We start from the raw sequence: 15,940 nt of genomic DNA on the forward strand, positions 1-15,940 counted from the left end.
TGGCGCACCCGGCAGGACTCGAACCTGCGACCATCCGCTTAGAAGGCGGATGCTCTATCCAGCTGAGCTACGGGCGCCTTGTTAATCTGTACTCTTAAAGGACTACAAACTAAGTGCTTTCCAGCGTCGCAGAACCTTGATTCCGCTCCACCTTCTTAACCAGTGCTAGGCTGTGCCCGACAAGTGCGACGAATAGTATAGAGGGCTCCAAAGGTCGTCAAATCCTTTTTGAAAAAAATTCATTTAATTAAAGGAGTTAGAGGAATTTGCTGACCAAGCGCCTTTGCCCTCACCGCTCGACATGCGAGAATGCGTTCTCATTTTTTCCCCTCTCGATGGTTAATCACGCGCAATGACTGCACAACTAATCGACGGCAAATCGATCGCCGCCAGCCTGCGCCAGCAGATCGCCCAACGAGTTGCCGAGCGTCGCCAGCAAGGCCTGCGCACCCCCGGCCTCGCGGTGATCCTGGTCGGCAGCGATCCTGCCTCTCAGGTTTATGTCTCGCACAAGCGTAAAGACTGTGAAGAGGTTGGCTTCCTCTCTCAAGCCTACGACCTGCCCTCCGACACCACTCAGGAAGCCCTGACCAATCTGATCGATCGCCTTAATGACGATCCGGCCATCGACGGCGTGCTCCTGCAGTTGCCTCTGCCCGAACACCTCGATGCGTCCAAGCTGCTGGAACGCATTCGTCCGGATAAAGACGTCGACGGCTTCCATCCGTACAACGTCGGCCGCCTGGCCCAGCGCATCCCGCTGCTGCGCCCCTGCACCCCGAAAGGCATCATGACCTTGCTGGAAAGCACTGGCGCTGATCTTTACGGGATGGACGCGGTAGTCGTGGGCGCCTCGAATATCGTCGGCCGCCCGATGGCCATGGAATTGTTGCTGGCCGGCTGCACCGTCACTGTCACTCACCGCTTCACCAAGGATCTGGCGGGCCACGTCGGCCGTGCTGATTTGGTGGTCGTCGCCGCCGGCAAGCCGGGCCTGGTCAAGGGCGAGTGGATCAAGGAAGGCGCGATCGTGATCGACGTCGGCATCAACCGTCAGGACGACGGCAAACTGGTCGGTGACGTTGTCTACGAAACCGCCCTGCCCCGCGCCGGCTGGATCACCCCGGTACCGGGCGGCGTTGGCCCGATGACCCGCGCCTGCCTGCTGGAAAACACGCTCTACGCCGCAGAAACCCTGCACGTCTGATCGGAATTTTCCGCTGCGCCAGAACCCCGCCTTGTGCGGGGTTTTTCGTGCCTGAGAAAAAACTTCAACCGTTCGCCGGAAACCGCTCTTTTTACAGGCCTTTTCACGAGTTTTTCAGGTCTTACAAACAACCATCGACAGTTCTTCAGCCATACTCCTAAAATGCGCCGGTTTTAAGAAATAACCCGTTACAAACTAACGGTATATCCAACCTTTTAGAGTTCGCCCGCGTGAAAATTCGTCTCTCGATTCTGAGCCTGTTGTTTGCTGTCACAGGCACAATCATCACGCCAACGATCAACGCTGCGGAAACCACCGCTGTCCCACGTGACGCTTCGACATTGAAGATCGCTTCCGGCAGCGCCCTGCTCATGGATATGCAGACCAACAAAGTCATTTATTCCAGCAACCCTGACGTGATCGTACCGATCGCTTCCGTCAGCAAGCTGATGACTGGCCTTGTCGTGGTGGAAGCTCGACAGAACATGGACGAATGGATCGATGTCGATATCAGGAACACCCCGGAAATGAAGGGTGTGTTCTCCCGGGTCAAACTCAAGAGTGAGCTGCCGCGCCGCGAGATGCTGCTGATCGCCTTGATGTCTTCGGAAAACCGCGCCGCCGCCAGTCTCGCGCACCACTATCCGGGTGGCTACGCTGCTTTTATTGCGGCAATGAACGCCAAGGCCAAGGCGCTGGGCATGACCAGCACGCACTTTGTCGAGCCGACCGGGCTGTCAGAGCGCAACGTTTCCACCGCCCGCGACCTGAGCAAATTGCTGGTGGCTGCGCACAAGCAACCGCTTCTGGTGCAACTGACCACCACCAAGGAAAAGACCGTGGCGTTCCGCAAGCCCAATTACACCTTGGGCTTCCGCAATACCGACCACTTGGTCAATAAGGCCGATTGGGACATCAAGATTACCAAGACCGGTTTTACCAACCCGGCCGGCCATTGCCTGGTGCTGGTGACGAAGATGGGCAACCGTCCGGTCGCCCTGGTGATTCTCGATGCGTTTGGCAAATACACGCATTTTGCCGATGCCAGCCGCATCCGCAGCTGGGTGGAAACCGGGCGCAGCGCCAGTGTTCCTGCGGTGGCACAGCAATACAAAGCCGACAAGAACCTCAAGAGCCGTCAGAGCGGCGTGGTCGAGGCGGCGAAGTAAATCCGGCGATGATGAAAAAGCCCCGAATGTTCGGGGCTTTTTTTCATCTGCGCATCAGTCGTTGGGCAGCGGCATCTTGTCGTCATCGGGGATACCATCGCCCGAGCTCGGCTCTGGCGAAACCTCCGGCGTCAGCACATTTGGCCGCGCCATCGGGTCGCGCATCGGGCTGTCCGGGTCCAGCACCGGATCAACCTCCGGCTCCGGCGTGGTCGGTACGCTGTCAGGTTTGTGGTCATCGAAGCTTGAATCGGTACTCATACGCACCTCACATCAAGGTTTCAGATCGGCTAACGGATCATAGGGCTTGGCCGGTTTCTTCGGATCTTCACCGGGCTCGACATCCAGCGGGGCTTTCGCCGGACCGACCGGATCAACTTGCGGATCGTCGAGGTCCGGCGAATCCGGATCGAAGCCCAGATCATCGCCCGAGGAATGTTCGGACGAGTGTGGGCCTTTCGGGTTTGGGGAATCTGCCATGTTGCCTCCTTGATTCACCCGCGAAGCACGGGCATTAATCTTCAGAGGCTCGCCGGGCGCAGTCGTGCCCGGCAGATGACGAACGGAGGTTTATTGCGCCGCGAGAGCCTTACGCGCCTGCGCCGCAGCGTTTTCTTCACCGGCCTGCGCCAGCTCATCGGCGGCTTTCAGCCAACGGGAGCGGTCGACAGATGCCGGAATCTGCGACGGTTTCTGAATCAGGATCGCCCAGCCACCGGCCTTGTCGAGCGCTGCTTGAAAGCTGCCGAAATCCATCAACTGCCGACGATTCATGCCGGCGCGCAGCAGGACCTTCTGCTTATTGCGATCGTAGCCGGACAGGATCGCGTAACGCGGCTCGGCCCAGAATGCTGAACCTTCGCTGAAACGCACCATGACCGGATAGCCCGCTGCGACCTGTGTCAGCAAGGCTGGCAGCTTGCTGTCGAGCGGATAAACCACCAGACCGTATTCGCGGGCGAGGTTCTGCATGTTCTGCTGCAGCTTGTCCTCAGCGCCCGGCAAGTGCAGCGGTTTTTCCAGAAGGCCCGGGGTGATGACGATGCCTTGTTGCGACAGCAGACTGGCGAGCACCTGCGGCCCGCTCTGATTGGCTTCGCCACGATAAAAGGTGCCGCTGAGTTCAACCCGCTCCGGCAAGCGCTTGACTTCTGGCGCTACGTTGCCCGCACATCCGCTCAGCAACACTGCGCAAGCGCCGGCAAGCAACGCTCCACGCACTCGAGAAAATACCTGCACCATCGTCACTCTCTTCCAGACGCCGGTCATCGTGTTCCGGCAACGCCAGCGATCATAGAGCCGCACCAGCCTGCGGTATAGCCTTAAACCGCAGACTCTGCGATTGCATAGAGCAAACTGATTGGTGACTAACGACCTTTGGTCAATAGCTTGAAACACCCCATTGACTAGACTGTCACTGAAATAGAGCGAATTGCGAAAAGCGGGCGCCCGATGCAGGGCGAAGAGGAGGCACCAATGAGCCTGACCATGACCATTGTGATGTTGATAGCCGGCTGGCTGGCCGTGGCGACTGCCATGTTGTGGGGCGTGCTGCGGATTTCGCGACGCCATCATCATCCGGTGCAGACGATGCCGGTGGAGAAGACAGAGAAGCACCCAGTGCGGCACATTGCTGCGCATTGAAGACCAACAAGGTCTTCCCCTTATGAGAGCGCTCAGCAGCACCAAGCTCTCGACAACTCAGCAAAAGGTGAATAAAAAACCGCCTGAGCTCAACCAGCCCAGGCGGTTTTTTGTGTTCTCAGCAATTACGCCTGCTGAGCAACCTTCTTCTGCTTCGCCCGGCGCGACAGCATGTTCAACACTTCGATACCGGCCGAGAACGCCATGGCCGCGTACACATAACCTTTAGGTACGTGGGCGCCGAAGCCTTCGGCGATCAGCGTCATGCCGATCATGATCAGGAAGCCCAGCGCCAGCATGACCACGGTCGGGTTGTCGTTGATGAACTTGGCCAGCGGATCAGCCGCGAGCAGCATCACCAGCACCGACACCACCACCGCGATGATCATGATCGGCAAGTGTTCGGTCATGCCGACAGCGGTAATGATGCTGTCGATCGAGAACACCATGTCGAGCATCAGGATCTGACCGATAGCCGCGGCAAAACCCAGGGTTACGGTGGAAGTCGCGGTCTTCGGGTCTTCCGGCGACGGGTCCATGCTGTGATGGATCTCGGTCGTTGCTTTCCACACCAGGAACAGGCCACCGGCGATCAGGATCATGTCCTTCCAGGAGAACGCCTGGCCAAGGATTTCGATCACAGGCTCGGTCAACTGCACGATGAACGCGATGGTGCTCAGCAGTGCCAGACGCAGAATCAGGGCCATGCCGATACCGATACGGCGCGCCTTCTGCCGATGCTGTTCGGGCAGCTTGTTGGTCAGGATCGAAATAAAGATCAGGTTATCGATGCCAAGCACGATTTCCATTACCACCAGTGTGGCCAAAGCAACCCAAGCGGTGGGGCTGGCGGCGAGTTCTAACAGATATTCCATGGGTCAGTCCTGACTCTGTGTAAGACGGTTTAGATGGTCTTGGAGGAAGATTCGGATTCTTCCGCGTGTTTTTCCGGGGTTTCTTTTTTCTCGATCAAACCACCGGTGGCATCACTGAGCGCTTGGCAGTTTCAGCCGCCGCGCCCATCAGTTGCTGAGCGCTTTTTTCCGCCTGATCACAACCGGCCAGAACCAGTAAAGACGCAAACATCACTGCGGGAAATGTGTATTTCATAAGGTTTCCTTCGAATGAACAGACAGGCGCACACACCGGCCGTCGATGGCTGGGCATTCTAGGGAGATGAACACTTCAGGAAAATTCGTATTTTTAGCGGCTATACTTCGGTTTTCACGAAGTGGCCATCACTATGCTCAATTACCGACAACTGCATTACTTCTGGGTTGTGGCCAAAACCGGCAGCATCGTCCGCGCCTGCGAGCAGCTGAACCTGACGCCACAGACCATCAGCGGACAGATCTCACTGCTAGAACAAACCTATGGCGTGGAACTGTTTCGCCGGGTTGGCCGCCAGTTGGAGCTCACCGAAGCCGGGCGCCAGGCCCTGCCCTACGCCGAGCAGATGTTTCAGTTGGGCGGCGAGCTGGAGCTGATGCTGCGAGCGCAGCCCAACGAGCAGCAGATCCTCTTTCGCGTCGGGGTGGCCGACGTGGTGCCCAAATCGATTGTTTATCGCCTGATCGCGCCGACCATGGAATTGAGCGAGCCGCTGCGCATCACCTGTCGCGAAGACAAACTCGAACGCCTGCTCGCTGATCTGGCCATCCAGCGTCTGGATCTGGTGATTTCCGACAGTCCGATGCCTTCGCATCTGGACATCAAAGGCTACAGCCAGAAGCTCGGTGAGTGCGGGATCAGCTTCTTCGCCACCGCCGAACTTGCCGCGCAGTATGGCCAGGATTTCCCGCGCAGCCTGCACGGGGCACCGCTGCTGATTCCCGGCGCGGAAACCGTGGTGCGCAGCCGTTTGCAACGCTGGTTCGCCGAACAGCAGATCCAGCCGCAGATTGTCGGCGAGTTCGATGACAGTGCTTTGATGCAGGCCTTCGGCCAATCCGGCAGCGGGATCTTTATCGGTCCGAGCGTGATTGCCGAGGAAGTGAAGCGCCAGTACGGCGTCGAGTTGATCGGCCAGACCGACGCCGTGAGCGAGTCGTTCTATGCCATCTCGGTGGAGCGCAAGGTCAAGCACCCTGGCATCGTAGCGATTACCGAGGGTGCCCGACGCGAGCTGTTTACCGGGTTATGAAGCGCAGACTTCACGCGGCTTCAGCGTCATCAGCACCATGGCGAGGAACACCGACAGCAAAATGAAGCCGGCAGCGGCAAAGCCGAGAAAGCCCAGCCCGGCACTGTCGATCACCCGGCCGCCGACCATCGCGCCCAGGCCGATGCCGAGATTGGCCCCGGCGATGTTCAGCGACGCGGCGAAGGCCGGCGCTTCCGGCGCGGCTTTCATCAGGCGCACATGGCTAACCAGGAACAGCGCCGCCTGGGTCACGCCCCAGATGCCCATCGCCACCGCCAGACCCACTGGCGAATGAATGTTCGGCACCAGCGAAACCATGCCGGCGATCATGAACGCACAAAACAACACCGACGCCCCCAGCGGATGCCGATCCACCGCACGCCCGCCGAGCGAGTTGCCGACCAGCCCGACTGCGCCAAACGCCATCAGGCACCAGCCGACCACGGTGCCGTTGAAACCGGCAAGTCGTTCGAGGATGTCAGCAAGGTAGGTGTAAGCGGTGAACATGCCGCTGAACACCAAAATCGACAACAAGATATGGCCGAGCATCAGTGGGCTGCGCAGGATCTTGAACTGCGAACGGAAGCTGACCTGATGCTGGTGCAGAGTGGTTTTCGGCAGATAGACAAACAGCAGCAAGGCTTTGGCAAACGCGATCAGCGCCAGAATGCCGAAGGCGCTGCGCCAGCCGAACGCGTCGGAAATCAGCGTGCCGACCGGAATGCCGAACACAGTGGCGCAGACGATGCCGAAGCCGATCTTGGCAATGGCGCGGCCGGCGAAATCCGGGCCGACGATATCCACCGCCGTCTCGCTGGCCAATGCCCAGAACACCGGCAAACCCAACGCCGGAATCAGACGCGCAATGGCCATCACCCAGATATTCGGCGCCAACGCTGCAACGGTATTGGCCAGACCGAACATGATCAGAATGCTGATGAACAGTTTGCGCCGTTCAAAACGGGCGAAATAAGCGGTCAGGAACGGGCCGAACAGCGCCACGGTAAAGGCGAACAAGGTCACCAGCAGCCCCGCTTGCGGGATGCTGACTTCGAGGTCTCGGGCAATCGCCGGCAACAGGCCGACAATGACGAATTCCGTGGTCAGCACCGTGAACCCGGCGGCGGACAACAGAAGGATAGGCAACAGCATGCGCAACTCCAGCAAAACGACGACACCAGCGATGACCCGGAGGCCCGCTGGCAGAACTTGAAAATGAGGATGGCGAAGCTTAACAGACTGCGTCCGCACTGAGTTGCCCAAAACTGCCGATCTGCCGGGCCGATCCGGTGGCAGATCGTCACAGGCCTGAAGGTTCACGCCTACGCTGTGATAAAGTCCGCGCCCTGAAAATCGTACAGCTGTTCAACGTGCCGTTTGGCGGCGTTGATGTCACTTCGACAGGCGTTTCGTGACTGCCCACGACGCTTCGCACCCTATAAAAAACAGAGATGCCGTTATGACCGCTTCATCCCCTTCGTTACTGCAACGCCTGAAACGCCTGAGTCTGGTCAGCCAGATCGTCATTGGTCTGATCGCCGGTATTGCCCTGGCCCTGATTGCACCGGAGCTGGCGAAGTCCACCGCGTTCATCGGCAAGGTGTTTGTCTCGGCGTTGAAAGCCGTGGCGCCGATTCTGGTGTTCGTTCTGGTGATGGCCTCGATCGCCAACCACAAGCACGGTCAGGAAACCCACATCCGCCCGATCCTGTTCCTCTACCTGCTGGGTACATTCAGCGCTGCGGTGGTGGCCGTGGTCGCCAGCATGGCGTTCCCGTCGAATCTGGTGTTATCGACCGAAAACGTTGCCGTGACTGCACCTGGCGGCATCGGCGAAGTGCTGCAAAGCCTGTTGCTGAGCGTCGTCGATAACCCGGTCAGCGCGCTGATGAATGCCAACTTCATCGGCATTCTGGCCTGGGCGATCGGCATGGGCATTGCCATCCGCCACGCTGGCGACACCACTCGCGAAGTGCTCGGTGACTTGTCCAACGGCGTCACCGTGATCGTCCGCGTGGTCATTCGCTTCGCGCCGCTGGGCATCTTCGGCCTGGTCGCGTCGACACTGGCCACCTCCGGTTTCGGCGCGCTGCTCGGCTACGCGCACCTGCTGGCGGTGCTGCTGGGCTGCATGCTGTTCGTCGCGCTGGTGATGAACCCGCTGATCGTGTTCTGGAAGCTGCGCCGCAATCCGTACCCGCTGACCCTGATGTGCTTGCGCGAAAGCGGCATCACCGCGTTCTTCACCCGCAGCTCGGCGGCGAACATTCCGGTCAACCTGGAATTGAGCAAGCGCCTGGGCCTGCACGAAGACACTTACTCGGTATCGATCCCGCTCGGCGCGACCATCAATATGGCCGGTGCGGCGATCACCATTACCGTGCTGGCCTTGGCGGCGGTGCACACTTTGGGCATCGCCGTGGACATTCCGACCGCAATCCTGCTCAGCGTCGTCGCAGCCATTTGCGCCTGTGGTGCTTCGGGTGTGGCCGGTGGGTCGCTGCTGCTGATTCCGCTGGCGTGCAGCCTGTTCGGCATCCCGAGCGAGATCGCCATGCAGGTCGTGGCGGTGGGCTTCATTATTGGCGTGCTGCAGGATTCGGCGGAGACCGCGCTGAACTCGTCGACTGACGTACTGTTTACCGCGGCGGCTTGCCTGGGCGAAGAAGAGAAGGCTCAGCGTACGGCGTAACCGCCTTACCTTGTGGGAGCGAGCCTGCTCGCGAAAGGGGCGAGACATTCAGCATTAATAGCGCCTGATACGCCGCATTCGCGAGCAGGCTCGCTCCCACAGAAAAACAAAAGCCCGCCAAGGCGCGAACCTTGGCGGGCTTTTTCGTATCGGGGTGTTTAGAACGCGCCCATGTAATCGCGCTTGCCCACTTCAACGCCGTTATGACGCAGCAACGCATAGGTGGTGGTGACGTGGAAGAAGAACTGCGGCAAGCCGTAAGTCAGCAGATACGCCTGACCACTGAAACGCTTCTCTTTCGGCGTGCCCGGACGGGTCACGATTTCGATGCCTTCCTTGCCATCGATCTGTTCTGGCTTGATCTCGCCAATGAAGGCCAGAACCTTGGCGATCAGCGCTTGCAGTTCGGCGAAGGTGGTTTCAGTGTCGTCGTACTTCGGCAGTTCGACTTCAGCCAGACGCGCCGACACGCCTTTGGCGAAGTCCACGGCGATCTGCACCTGACGCACCAACGGGAACATGTCCGGGTACAGACGCGCTTGCAGGAAGACGCTCTGGTCGATGTTTTTCGCGCTGGCGTGGGCTTCGGCCTTTTTCAGCACATCGCTCAGGGCGTTGAGCATTTGTTGAAAAACCGGGACGGATGCGGCGTACAGTGAAATGGTCATGGCAATCTCATGTGATGGCTGGGTAATACGTGGTGGCGATTATAGCCATGCTTGATGAGCACACGGCTTGCCTTTTGTTTGGCAAGGATTAGGCTAGGCGGCTTCGACTGCAGAGGGAACGCGCGATGAGCAACGAACAAGAATCCACCTCCGACCAGCCACGGCTCAATGCCACGGAAATCCGCATTCTCGGTGCGCTGATCGAAAAACAGGCCACCAGCCCGGAAACCTATCCGCTGACCCTCAACGCGCTGGTGCTGGCCTGCAATCAGAAAACCAGCCGCGAACCGGTGATGAACCTCAATCAGGGCCAGGTCGGCCAGAGCTTGCGCGCTCTGGAGGGTCGTGGCTTTACCCGGCTGGTAATGGGCAGCCGTGCCGACCGCTGGGAGCACAAGGTCGACAAGGCGCTGGAACTGGTGCCGGCGCAGGTGATTCTGACGGGTCTGATGTTTCTGCGCGGTCCGCAGACCGTCAACGAACTGCTGACCCGCAGCGGGCGCATGCACGAGTTCGAAGACGCCGAGCAGGTCGTGCATCAGCTCGAACGGCTGATTGCACGCGGACTGGCGGTATTGATTCCGCGTCAGGCCGGGCAGCGCGAGGATCGTTATACCCATGCCTTGGGCGATCCGGCAGATATCGAAGCGATCCTGGCGGCGCGGCAGAATCCCGGGGAGCGCTCGGGCGGTGGCGTGTCCCTGGAGCGTATCGAAGAACTCGAGGCCCGCATCGCGGCGCTGGAAGAACGCCTGGCCCGCCTCGAATAACCACCGCAAAGCCATTGTGGGAGCGAGCCTGCTCGCGAAAGCGTAGTGTCAGTCACCACGATCTCGGATGACCCGCCGCCTTCGCGAGCAGGCTCGCTCCCACAGGATCTGCGCGATATTCAGCTGCCCGTTTCATTCCCCATCCCAATAATCCACTCCATCCACCTGCCGCGCGACAGCGACAAAGCCCGAGGCGTTGCCCTCGGCATCCACCGTGAAATTATCCATCACCGCATACTTGTTCGAGTCCGGATACTCGCAGATCTCCGGCTGCTGCTGAGTGCTCACCGCCAGATAACGCAGTTCGCCCGCGCTGGTATTGATGATCTGATGTGCCTTCTCGGGTCCGCCCGGTGGGCAGGCGATCACATCACCGGCGCGGATCGGAAAACGCTCCCCTCCCAAGCGCACCTCGCCCTCCCCGGCCACCACGTAGAACATCTCCTCATTGACCCGATGGCTGTGGAATGGACTGCCGCGCATGCCTGCTGGCAGTGCATACAGGCGATAACCGAGTTTCTGCGCACCGAGTTGCTGGCCGATCCGCGCGAAACGCTGCTGATAACGCCCGGCAGTGTCGCCTTCAGGGGCCAGGGCTTCGGGAAGGGCTTCGAGTTCGACCTCGTTGAGGTTGAGGATGGGTGGATGCATGGGCGGCCTCGGTTATGGTTTTTGTGGTGGGCAGGTCTGTGCGTGCTGGCGAGGATTATAGATAGTGATCCAGAACCGCAGCGCCGCCTTCGCGAGCAGGCTCGCTCCCACATTCAATCGCATTCCAGCTCAACCTGTGGGAGCGAGCCTGCTCGCGAAGAGGCCAGCCCAGCCACTAAAAGATCAATCAGCTGCGCGCAAAATCCACCGCCGCCGCAAACTGCGCCTCATTCGGCCGCACCCCGGTGTACAGGACAAATTGCTCCAGCGCCTGAATCGCAATCACCTCAAGCCCGGTGATCACTCGCTTGCCCTCGGCCCGCGCCCGCACGATCAGCGGCGTTTCCGAAGGGATCGCCACCACGTCGAATACAGTCTCAGCCGCTTTGATCACTTCAGGCTCAAACGCCAGTTGCCCCGCCTCCGGCCCGCCGTCCATGCCTACCGGGGTGACATTGATCAGCATCTGCGGGCGCTCGTCACCCAGCTCGGCCTGCCAGCGATAACCCAGCGAATCCGCCAGGGCGCGTCCGGCCCGCTCGTTACGGGCGACAATCAAACCGTTCTTGTACCCACCATCGCGCAGGGCGCTGGCCACCGCTTTGGCCATGCCGCCGCTGCCGCGCAGGGCGAAGGTCGAATCTTTCGGCACCGCGTGGCTTTCCAGCAATTGCGCGACGGCGATGTAATCGGTGTTGTAGGCCTTGAGGTGGCCGCCAGTGTTGACGATGGTGTTGATCGACTGGATCGCCGCCGCCGAGGCATCCAGCTCATCGACCAGCGCTATGCAGGCTTCCTTGAAAGGCATCGATACGCCGCAGCCACGAATGCCCAGTGCCCGGATGCCACCGACCGCGCCGGTCAGGTCCTGGCTGCTGAACGCCTTGTAGTAGAAATTCAGGCCCAGCTGTTCATACAAATGGTTGTGAAAACGCAGACCGAAATTCCCCGGCCGCCCGGACAGGGACATGCACAATTGGGTGTCTTTGTTCGGGTTCATCTGCATGAAACTTCTCCTTCAAACGCACTTTCGGATGGACGGGATTGGCCAGCCCACCGGGTTCTGAATCATCATTGAGGCTTGTTTGTGGCGCCGCGCAGCCGGGTAAAGAAGCCGCTACAGACCTTACACAAAATTTACCCAGCGGCTGTGCTGAATTTCGCAATTTTGCTGTCTTAGCTGTATCCCCGCGACAACTGTAGGCCTGATTCAGGCCGCGGCGCCGGGTCGAAGAACCGAGGACTTATCATGATTCGTAAACTTCCCATCATGGCTTTGTTGATTGGCGCACTTGCCGTCACCGGCCAGGCTGAAGCGGGTGGTGGCCATGGCTGGCAGGGCCCTGCAGTGTTTGGCGCGATCGTCGGCTCGGCCATCATCGGCTCGGCACTGATCAACCAGGATCGGCCGGTGTATGTGCAGCAACAACCGGTTTATGTGCAGCCGCAACCGGTCTACGTGCAGCAACCGCCGCCACCGGTCTACTACCAACCGGCGCCGGTGTATGTGCAACAACCGGTCTACGTGCAGCCGGCCCCCGTCTATTACGGCCCGCCTCGTGGTTATTACGGTCGGCCCCACGGCTACTACGGCGGCCCGCATGGCTACTACGGCGGTCCACGCTGGTAAGCGCAACACAGAGCCCTGCTTTCGAGCGGGGCTTTTTTATGACCGCTGGTCGGCGAAGGTCTGAAAAAATCGCGCCAAGGTCGCTGTGAGGACAGTCCGACCAGCTAAAGTCGGCATGATGGAATCGACCGCCGGGCTTTTTTCATCGAACGGTCACCGCTTTGTCATGACGGAACCGCAATCTGAATCCGTCCGTAAACAACAGATCGATAACAACAAGGACGACTGTATGCCCACACAAAACCCGCACCGCATCGTCGGTCTGTGCACCTCGAGCAAGGTGTACAGCGCACTTACCGAGCTCAAGCATCTGGAAGGCCATCGCTGCGCCAAGCTGCTGTCCCTGCTCGCCGAAAACCTCGTGCACAAGGGCCTGCTCAATGAGCGCGAAGTCATGCACATGCTCGATCAAGTGGTCGAATGACGCCAGACCTCACTGGCATCAATGACCACTATCGAAAGCGTTGATTGTCCGTCGTGCCGGCAAATCCCTAAGGTAGCCCCATCAGTTTGATGGAGGTTTTCCCATGGCACAGGTTCAAATCATGTCGGTGATCGGCAGCGCAGTTCCCGCTTCGCTGCGTGCATCCGGTTTGCTCGCTTGCTGGTATCTGGTGCGCGATGGCGAGCCGATCAGCGGCCCGCTCACCTCGTTGCCAGCAGCGCAGGCCTTGTCGCAACAGGTCGCCAGCAACACGTTTCATGCCTAAGGCAGCTGCACCTTGGGCTTGGTCTCGACGAACAGCGCCCAGCTCGACAGGAACAATGCGGCGATCAGCGGCCCGATCACAAAGCCGTTGAGGCCGAAGACCGCGAGGCCGCCGAGGGTGGAAACCAGAATCAGGTAATCGGGCATCTTGGTATCCTTGCCCACCAGAATCGGGCGCAGCACGTTGTCGACCAGGCCAATCACGAATACGCCGAACAAGCCCAGCACCACGCCCTGCCAGATCATGCCGCTGAGCAGGAAGTACACCGCCACCGGCGCCCAGACAATCCCCGCGCCCACCGCTGGCAACAGCGACAGAAACGCCATCAGCACCGCCCAGAGCAATGCGCTGGGAATATCGAGAAACCAGAAAATCAACCCGCCCAGCGCGCCTTGGGTCACGGCTACCACCACGTTGCCCTTGACCGTGGCGCGCACCACGCGGTTGAACTTCAGTTGCAGGCGGCGCTTGTGGTTTTCTTCCAGCGGCACGGCAGTGCGCATTTTGCGCGCCAGCTCGGGGCCGTCACGCAGGAAGAAAAACAGCAGATACAGCATGATGAAAAAGCTCACCACGAATTCGAATGTGCCCTGGCCGAAGCTGAACGCCTGAGTCGCCAGTGCCTGGCTGCCCTGCATCGCCGCTTTGACGATCTTCTCGCGCAAGCTGTCGAGTTCGCCCATGCCGAAGCGGTCGAGCAAGTGCTGAAAGTACGGCGGCAGGCTGTGCTTGAACTGCGCCAGATACGCGGCGATGTCCAGCTCGCCGCTTTCGATGTTCTTGTAGACCGTCGCCCCTTCCTGGACCAGCAGGATGCTGACGATGATCACCGGCAGAATTGCGATCACCAGGCACAGGCTCAAGGTGCACAGCGACGTCACGTTGCGTTGCAAACCGAACTTCTGCTGCAACCTGCGCTGTACCGGCGCAAACAGAATGCCGAGGATGACAGCCCAGAACACCGCGCCGTAGAACGGCAGCAGAATCCAGATAAAGGCCACCGTGACCAGCACCAGCAGCACTGTCAGGGATTTGAATTGCAGACTCTTTTCGTTCATATCCGGTCCATGTCAGTCAGGCGTCACGCACGCCCGCCCCACTTAGTCAGCCGCCGAGCGCGCGAGTGCCATGTTTATTCATGGAGCATAGATCCAGATCAATAAACCCTCGCAACAGCTGCCCTACCCTGCGCGGCTTTTGCGACCGACACCCAAATGCCAACTCTCATCGCCCCCGAGCTTCTCGCCCCCGCCGGCACCCTGAAAAACATGCGTTACGCCTTCGCTTATGGCGCCGATGCGGTCTACGCCGGCCAGCCGCGCTACAGCCTGCGGGTGCGCAACAACGAATTCGACCACGCCAACCTGGCGCTGGGCATCCGTGAGGCGCAGGCGCAGGGCAAGCGCTTCTACGTGGTGGTCAACATCGCCCCGCACAACGCCAAGCTGAAGACGTTCCTCAAGGATCTGGCGCCGGTGATCGAGATGGCCCCGGATGCGCTGATCATGTCCGATCCGGGCCTGATCATGCTGGTGCGCCAGCACTTTGCGCAGATGCCGATTCACCTGTCGGTGCAGGCCAACACCGTGAATTGGGCGAGCGTCGAGTTCTGGCAGCAACAGGGGCTGAGCCGGATCATTCTGTCGCGCGAATTGTCGCTGGAGGAGATCGGCGAAATCCGCGAGCAGGTACCGGGCATGGAGCTGGAAGTGTTCGTGCACGGCGCGCTGTGCATGGCCTATTCCGGGCGCTGCCTGCTTTCCGGTTACATGAACAAACGCGATGCCAATCAGGGCACCTGCACCAACGCCTGCCGCTGGAAGTACACGGCGCAAGAAGCCACGGAAAACCAGCTCGGCGAGATCGTCCAGACCTTTCAACCCGAGCCCACGCTGGGTCTCGGCGCACCGACCGATCAGGTCTTTCTGTTGCAGGAAGCCAACCGCCCCGATGAATTGATGCCGGCCTTCGAAGACGAACACGGCACCTACATCATGAACGCCAAGGACCTGCGCGCGGTGCAGCATGTCGAGCGCCTGACGCGCATGGGCGTGCATTCATTGAAGATCGAAGGCCGGACCAAATCGCATTTCTACTGCGCACGCACCACCCAGGTGTATCGCCGGGCGATCGATGATGCCGTGGCCGGGCGCGCGTTCGATCGCAGCCTGATGCTGGATCTCGAGTCGCTGGCCCAGCGCGGCTACACCGAAGGTTTTCTGCGCCGCCATGTGCATGACGAATATCAGAACTATCAGCACGGCAGTTCGGTGTCGGAGCGGCAGCAGTTCGTTGGCGAGCTGACCGGCGAGCGCCGTGATCGCCTGGCCGAAGTGAAAGTGAAGAATCGTTTTGCCGTGGGCGATCATCTGGAACTGATGACGCCCAAGGGCAATTTCCATTTTGATCTGCATGAATTGCAGAGTGTCAGCGGCCAAGCGATCGAAGTGGCGCCGGGGGACGGGCATACGGTGTACGTGCCGATACCGGATGCGGTGGATTTGCGCTTTGGGTTGTTGATGCGGGATTTGCGTGTTGGTTGACTGGCGATCTTGTGTGGCACTCGCCGCATGGCCGTAATTTGCTGCGAAGCCGATGCCGTCTTCGCGAGCAGGCTCGCTTGTATGGTAGGACTTGAAGGGAGGAGGAGGGACAA

Annotated in this window: 19 protein-coding genes, 1 tRNA gene and 1 pseudogene; 10 read left to right on the top strand and 11 right to left on the bottom strand. The window is 59.7% G+C overall.

Annotation, left to right across the window (positions count from 1 at the left end; all coding sequences use genetic code 11):
- Window positions 1-77: transfer RNA gene (locus D8U70_RS10160), tRNA-Arg, on the bottom strand.
- A 275-nt stretch (window positions 78-352) separates the two neighbouring features.
- Here D8U70_RS10160 and folD point away from each other — a divergent pair.
- Together folD and pbpG are read left to right on the top strand one after the other, a co-directional pair.
- Window positions 353-1,207, top strand: a complete 855-nt coding sequence (gene folD / locus D8U70_RS10165; protein ID WP_130928818.1) for a bifunctional methylenetetrahydrofolate dehydrogenase/methenyltetrahydrofolate cyclohydrolase FolD — start codon at window positions 353-355, stop codon at window positions 1,205-1,207.
- 230 nt (window positions 1,208-1,437) lie between these two features.
- The gene (pbpG, locus tag D8U70_RS10170; protein WP_130928819.1) at window positions 1,438-2,376 is read left to right on the top strand and encodes a D-alanyl-D-alanine endopeptidase; all 939 of its coding nucleotides are present in this window, start codon (window positions 1,438-1,440) and stop codon (window positions 2,374-2,376) included.
- 54 nt (window positions 2,377-2,430) lie between these two features.
- On the opposite strand, the gene D8U70_RS10175 is transcribed toward pbpG, so the two are convergent.
- From D8U70_RS10175 to D8U70_RS10185, 3 genes are all read right to left on the bottom strand, one after another.
- A complete protein-coding gene (locus D8U70_RS10175) occupies window positions 2,431-2,637 on the bottom strand; it encodes a hypothetical protein (protein ID WP_071172948.1) in 207 nt (68 codons plus the stop codon).
- Between the two features lie 12 nt (window positions 2,638-2,649).
- On the bottom strand, window positions 2,650-2,856 hold the full coding sequence (locus tag D8U70_RS10180; protein WP_024013462.1) for a DUF6021 family protein: 207 nt from the start codon (window positions 2,854-2,856) through the stop codon (window positions 2,650-2,652).
- 90 nt (window positions 2,857-2,946) lie between these two features.
- Window positions 2,947-3,618, bottom strand: a complete 672-nt coding sequence (locus tag D8U70_RS10185) for a peptidase C39 family protein (RefSeq protein ID WP_122703702.1) — start codon at window positions 3,616-3,618, stop codon at window positions 2,947-2,949.
- 234 nt (window positions 3,619-3,852) lie between these two features.
- Between D8U70_RS10185 and D8U70_RS27725 the strand changes: the two genes are divergently transcribed.
- The gene (locus D8U70_RS27725; RefSeq protein WP_024013464.1) at window positions 3,853-4,020 is read left to right on the top strand and encodes a hypothetical protein; all 168 of its coding nucleotides are present in this window, start codon (window positions 3,853-3,855) and stop codon (window positions 4,018-4,020) included.
- A 125-nt stretch (window positions 4,021-4,145) separates the two neighbouring features.
- Here the strand turns inward: D8U70_RS27725 and D8U70_RS10190 are convergent, their stop codons facing one another.
- Together D8U70_RS10190 and D8U70_RS10195 are read right to left on the bottom strand one after the other, a co-directional pair.
- On the bottom strand, window positions 4,146-4,895 hold the full coding sequence (locus D8U70_RS10190; protein WP_016775343.1) for a TerC family protein: 750 nt from the start codon (window positions 4,893-4,895) through the stop codon (window positions 4,146-4,148).
- Window positions 4,896-4,924: 29 nt separating this feature from the next.
- A pseudogene (locus D8U70_RS10195) lies at window positions 4,925-5,130 on the bottom strand (hypothetical protein).
- Between the two features lie 133 nt (window positions 5,131-5,263).
- Between D8U70_RS10195 and nhaR the strand changes: the two are divergent.
- The gene (gene nhaR / locus D8U70_RS10200) at window positions 5,264-6,163 is read left to right on the top strand and encodes a transcriptional activator NhaR (protein WP_016775345.1); all 900 of its coding nucleotides are present in this window, start codon (window positions 5,264-5,266) and stop codon (window positions 6,161-6,163) included.
- On the opposite strand, the gene D8U70_RS10205 is transcribed toward nhaR, so the two are convergent.
- On the bottom strand, window positions 6,158-7,315 hold the full coding sequence (locus D8U70_RS10205; RefSeq protein ID WP_130928820.1) for an MFS transporter: 1,158 nt from the start codon (window positions 7,313-7,315) through the stop codon (window positions 6,158-6,160). The two genes, nhaR and D8U70_RS10205, sit on opposite strands and share 6 nt — an antisense overlap.
- 307 nt (window positions 7,316-7,622) lie before the next feature.
- Between D8U70_RS10205 and sstT the strand changes: the two genes are divergently transcribed.
- A complete protein-coding gene (sstT, locus tag D8U70_RS10210) occupies window positions 7,623-8,855 on the top strand; it encodes a serine/threonine transporter SstT (protein WP_073471344.1) in 1,233 nt (410 codons plus the stop codon).
- A gap of 158 nt (window positions 8,856-9,013) precedes the next feature.
- Here sstT and D8U70_RS10220 read toward each other — a convergent pair whose 3' ends face one another.
- Complete coding sequence (locus D8U70_RS10220; RefSeq protein WP_016775348.1) at window positions 9,014-9,523, bottom strand: DUF1993 domain-containing protein; 510 nt, start codon at window positions 9,521-9,523, stop codon at window positions 9,014-9,016.
- 125 nt (window positions 9,524-9,648) lie between these two features.
- On the opposite strand from D8U70_RS10220, the gene D8U70_RS10225 reads away from it, so the two are divergent.
- Window positions 9,649-10,293 carry a DUF480 domain-containing protein gene (locus D8U70_RS10225; protein WP_016775349.1) on the top strand — a complete coding sequence of 215 codons (645 nt, stop codon included), beginning with the start codon at window positions 9,649-9,651 and terminating at the stop codon, window positions 10,291-10,293.
- A gap of 132 nt (window positions 10,294-10,425) precedes the next feature.
- On the opposite strand, the gene D8U70_RS10230 is transcribed toward D8U70_RS10225, so the two are convergent.
- On the bottom strand, window positions 10,426-10,944 hold the full coding sequence (locus tag D8U70_RS10230; RefSeq protein WP_130928822.1) for a cupin domain-containing protein: 519 nt from the start codon (window positions 10,942-10,944) through the stop codon (window positions 10,426-10,428).
- Window positions 10,945-11,131: 187 nt separating this feature from the next.
- Window positions 11,132-11,950 carry a shikimate 5-dehydrogenase gene (locus tag D8U70_RS10235; RefSeq protein ID WP_122508131.1) on the bottom strand — a complete coding sequence of 273 codons (819 nt, stop codon included), beginning with the start codon at window positions 11,948-11,950 and terminating at the stop codon, window positions 11,132-11,134.
- 243 nt (window positions 11,951-12,193) lie between these two features.
- On the opposite strand from D8U70_RS10235, the gene D8U70_RS10240 reads away from it, so the two are divergent.
- The 3 genes from D8U70_RS10240 to D8U70_RS10250 all read left to right on the top strand — a co-directional run bounded on the left by D8U70_RS10240 (window position 12,194) and on the right by D8U70_RS10250 (window position 13,284).
- Entirely contained in the window at window positions 12,194-12,574 is a 381-nt protein-coding gene (locus D8U70_RS10240) for a hypothetical protein (protein WP_024013471.1), read from the top strand.
- A 229-nt stretch (window positions 12,575-12,803) separates the two neighbouring features.
- The gene (locus D8U70_RS10245) at window positions 12,804-12,998 is read left to right on the top strand and encodes a hypothetical protein (RefSeq protein ID WP_016770691.1); all 195 of its coding nucleotides are present in this window, start codon (window positions 12,804-12,806) and stop codon (window positions 12,996-12,998) included.
- Window positions 12,999-13,101: 103 nt separating this feature from the next.
- A complete protein-coding gene (locus tag D8U70_RS10250; RefSeq protein WP_016770690.1) occupies window positions 13,102-13,284 on the top strand; it encodes a hypothetical protein in 183 nt (60 codons plus the stop codon).
- On the opposite strand, the gene D8U70_RS10255 is transcribed toward D8U70_RS10250, so the two are convergent.
- Window positions 13,281-14,342, bottom strand: coding sequence for an AI-2E family transporter (locus tag D8U70_RS10255; RefSeq protein ID WP_024013473.1), 1,062 nt, complete (start codon window positions 14,340-14,342; stop codon window positions 13,281-13,283). The two genes, D8U70_RS10250 and D8U70_RS10255, sit on opposite strands and share 4 nt — an antisense overlap.
- A 156-nt stretch (window positions 14,343-14,498) precedes the next feature.
- Here D8U70_RS10255 and yegQ point away from each other — a divergent pair, with 156 nt between their 5' ends.
- A complete protein-coding gene (yegQ, locus tag D8U70_RS10260; protein WP_130928823.1) occupies window positions 14,499-15,827 on the top strand; it encodes a tRNA 5-hydroxyuridine modification protein YegQ in 1,329 nt (442 codons plus the stop codon).
- The last annotated feature ends 113 nt before the right edge of the window (window positions 15,828-15,940 follow it).

The sequence above is a fragment of the Pseudomonas sp. Sample_20 genome, from assembly GCF_004307585.1.
In the GTDB taxonomy this organism is placed as follows: Bacteria; Pseudomonadota; Gammaproteobacteria; order Pseudomonadales; family Pseudomonadaceae; genus Aquipseudomonas; species Aquipseudomonas atacamensis.

Bases quoted from the DNA above. Each gene is read 5' to 3' on its own strand.
- D8U70_RS10230 (WP_130928822.1), bottom strand. From the start codon at position 10,944: ATGCATCCACCCATCCTCAACCTCAACGAGGTCGAACTCGAAGCCCTT.
- D8U70_RS10205 (WP_130928820.1), bottom strand. From the start codon at position 7,315: ATGCTGTTGCCTATCCTTCTGTTGTCCGCCGCCGGGTTCACGGTGCTG.
- D8U70_RS10175 (WP_071172948.1), bottom strand. From the start codon at position 2,637: ATGAGTACCGATTCAAGCTTCGATGACCACAAACCTGACAGCGTACCG.
- D8U70_RS10180 (WP_024013462.1), bottom strand. From the start codon at position 2,856: ATGGCAGATTCCCCAAACCCGAAAGGCCCACACTCGTCCGAACATTCC.
- D8U70_RS10250 (WP_016770690.1), top strand. From the start codon at position 13,102: ATGGCACAGGTTCAAATCATGTCGGTGATCGGCAGCGCAGTTCCCGCT.
- D8U70_RS10235 (WP_122508131.1), bottom strand. From the start codon at position 11,950: ATGCAGATGAACCCGAACAAAGACACCCAATTGTGCATGTCCCTGTCC.
- D8U70_RS27725 (WP_024013464.1), top strand. From the start codon at position 3,853: ATGAGCCTGACCATGACCATTGTGATGTTGATAGCCGGCTGGCTGGCC.
- D8U70_RS10225 (WP_016775349.1), top strand. From the start codon at position 9,649: ATGAGCAACGAACAAGAATCCACCTCCGACCAGCCACGGCTCAATGCC.
- sstT (WP_073471344.1), top strand. From the start codon at position 7,623: ATGACCGCTTCATCCCCTTCGTTACTGCAACGCCTGAAACGCCTGAGT.
- D8U70_RS10185 (WP_122703702.1), bottom strand. From the start codon at position 3,618: ATGGTGCAGGTATTTTCTCGAGTGCGTGGAGCGTTGCTTGCCGGCGCT.
- nhaR (WP_016775345.1), top strand. From the start codon at position 5,264: ATGCTCAATTACCGACAACTGCATTACTTCTGGGTTGTGGCCAAAACC.
- yegQ (WP_130928823.1), top strand. From the start codon at position 14,499: ATGCCAACTCTCATCGCCCCCGAGCTTCTCGCCCCCGCCGGCACCCTG.
- D8U70_RS10245 (WP_016770691.1), top strand. From the start codon at position 12,804: ATGCCCACACAAAACCCGCACCGCATCGTCGGTCTGTGCACCTCGAGC.
- folD (WP_130928818.1), top strand. From the start codon at position 353: ATGACTGCACAACTAATCGACGGCAAATCGATCGCCGCCAGCCTGCGC.
- D8U70_RS10240 (WP_024013471.1), top strand. From the start codon at position 12,194: ATGATTCGTAAACTTCCCATCATGGCTTTGTTGATTGGCGCACTTGCC.
- D8U70_RS10255 (WP_024013473.1), bottom strand. From the start codon at position 14,342: ATGAACGAAAAGAGTCTGCAATTCAAATCCCTGACAGTGCTGCTGGTG.
- D8U70_RS10190 (WP_016775343.1), bottom strand. From the start codon at position 4,895: ATGGAATATCTGTTAGAACTCGCCGCCAGCCCCACCGCTTGGGTTGCT.
- D8U70_RS10220 (WP_016775348.1), bottom strand. From the start codon at position 9,523: ATGACCATTTCACTGTACGCCGCATCCGTCCCGGTTTTTCAACAAATG.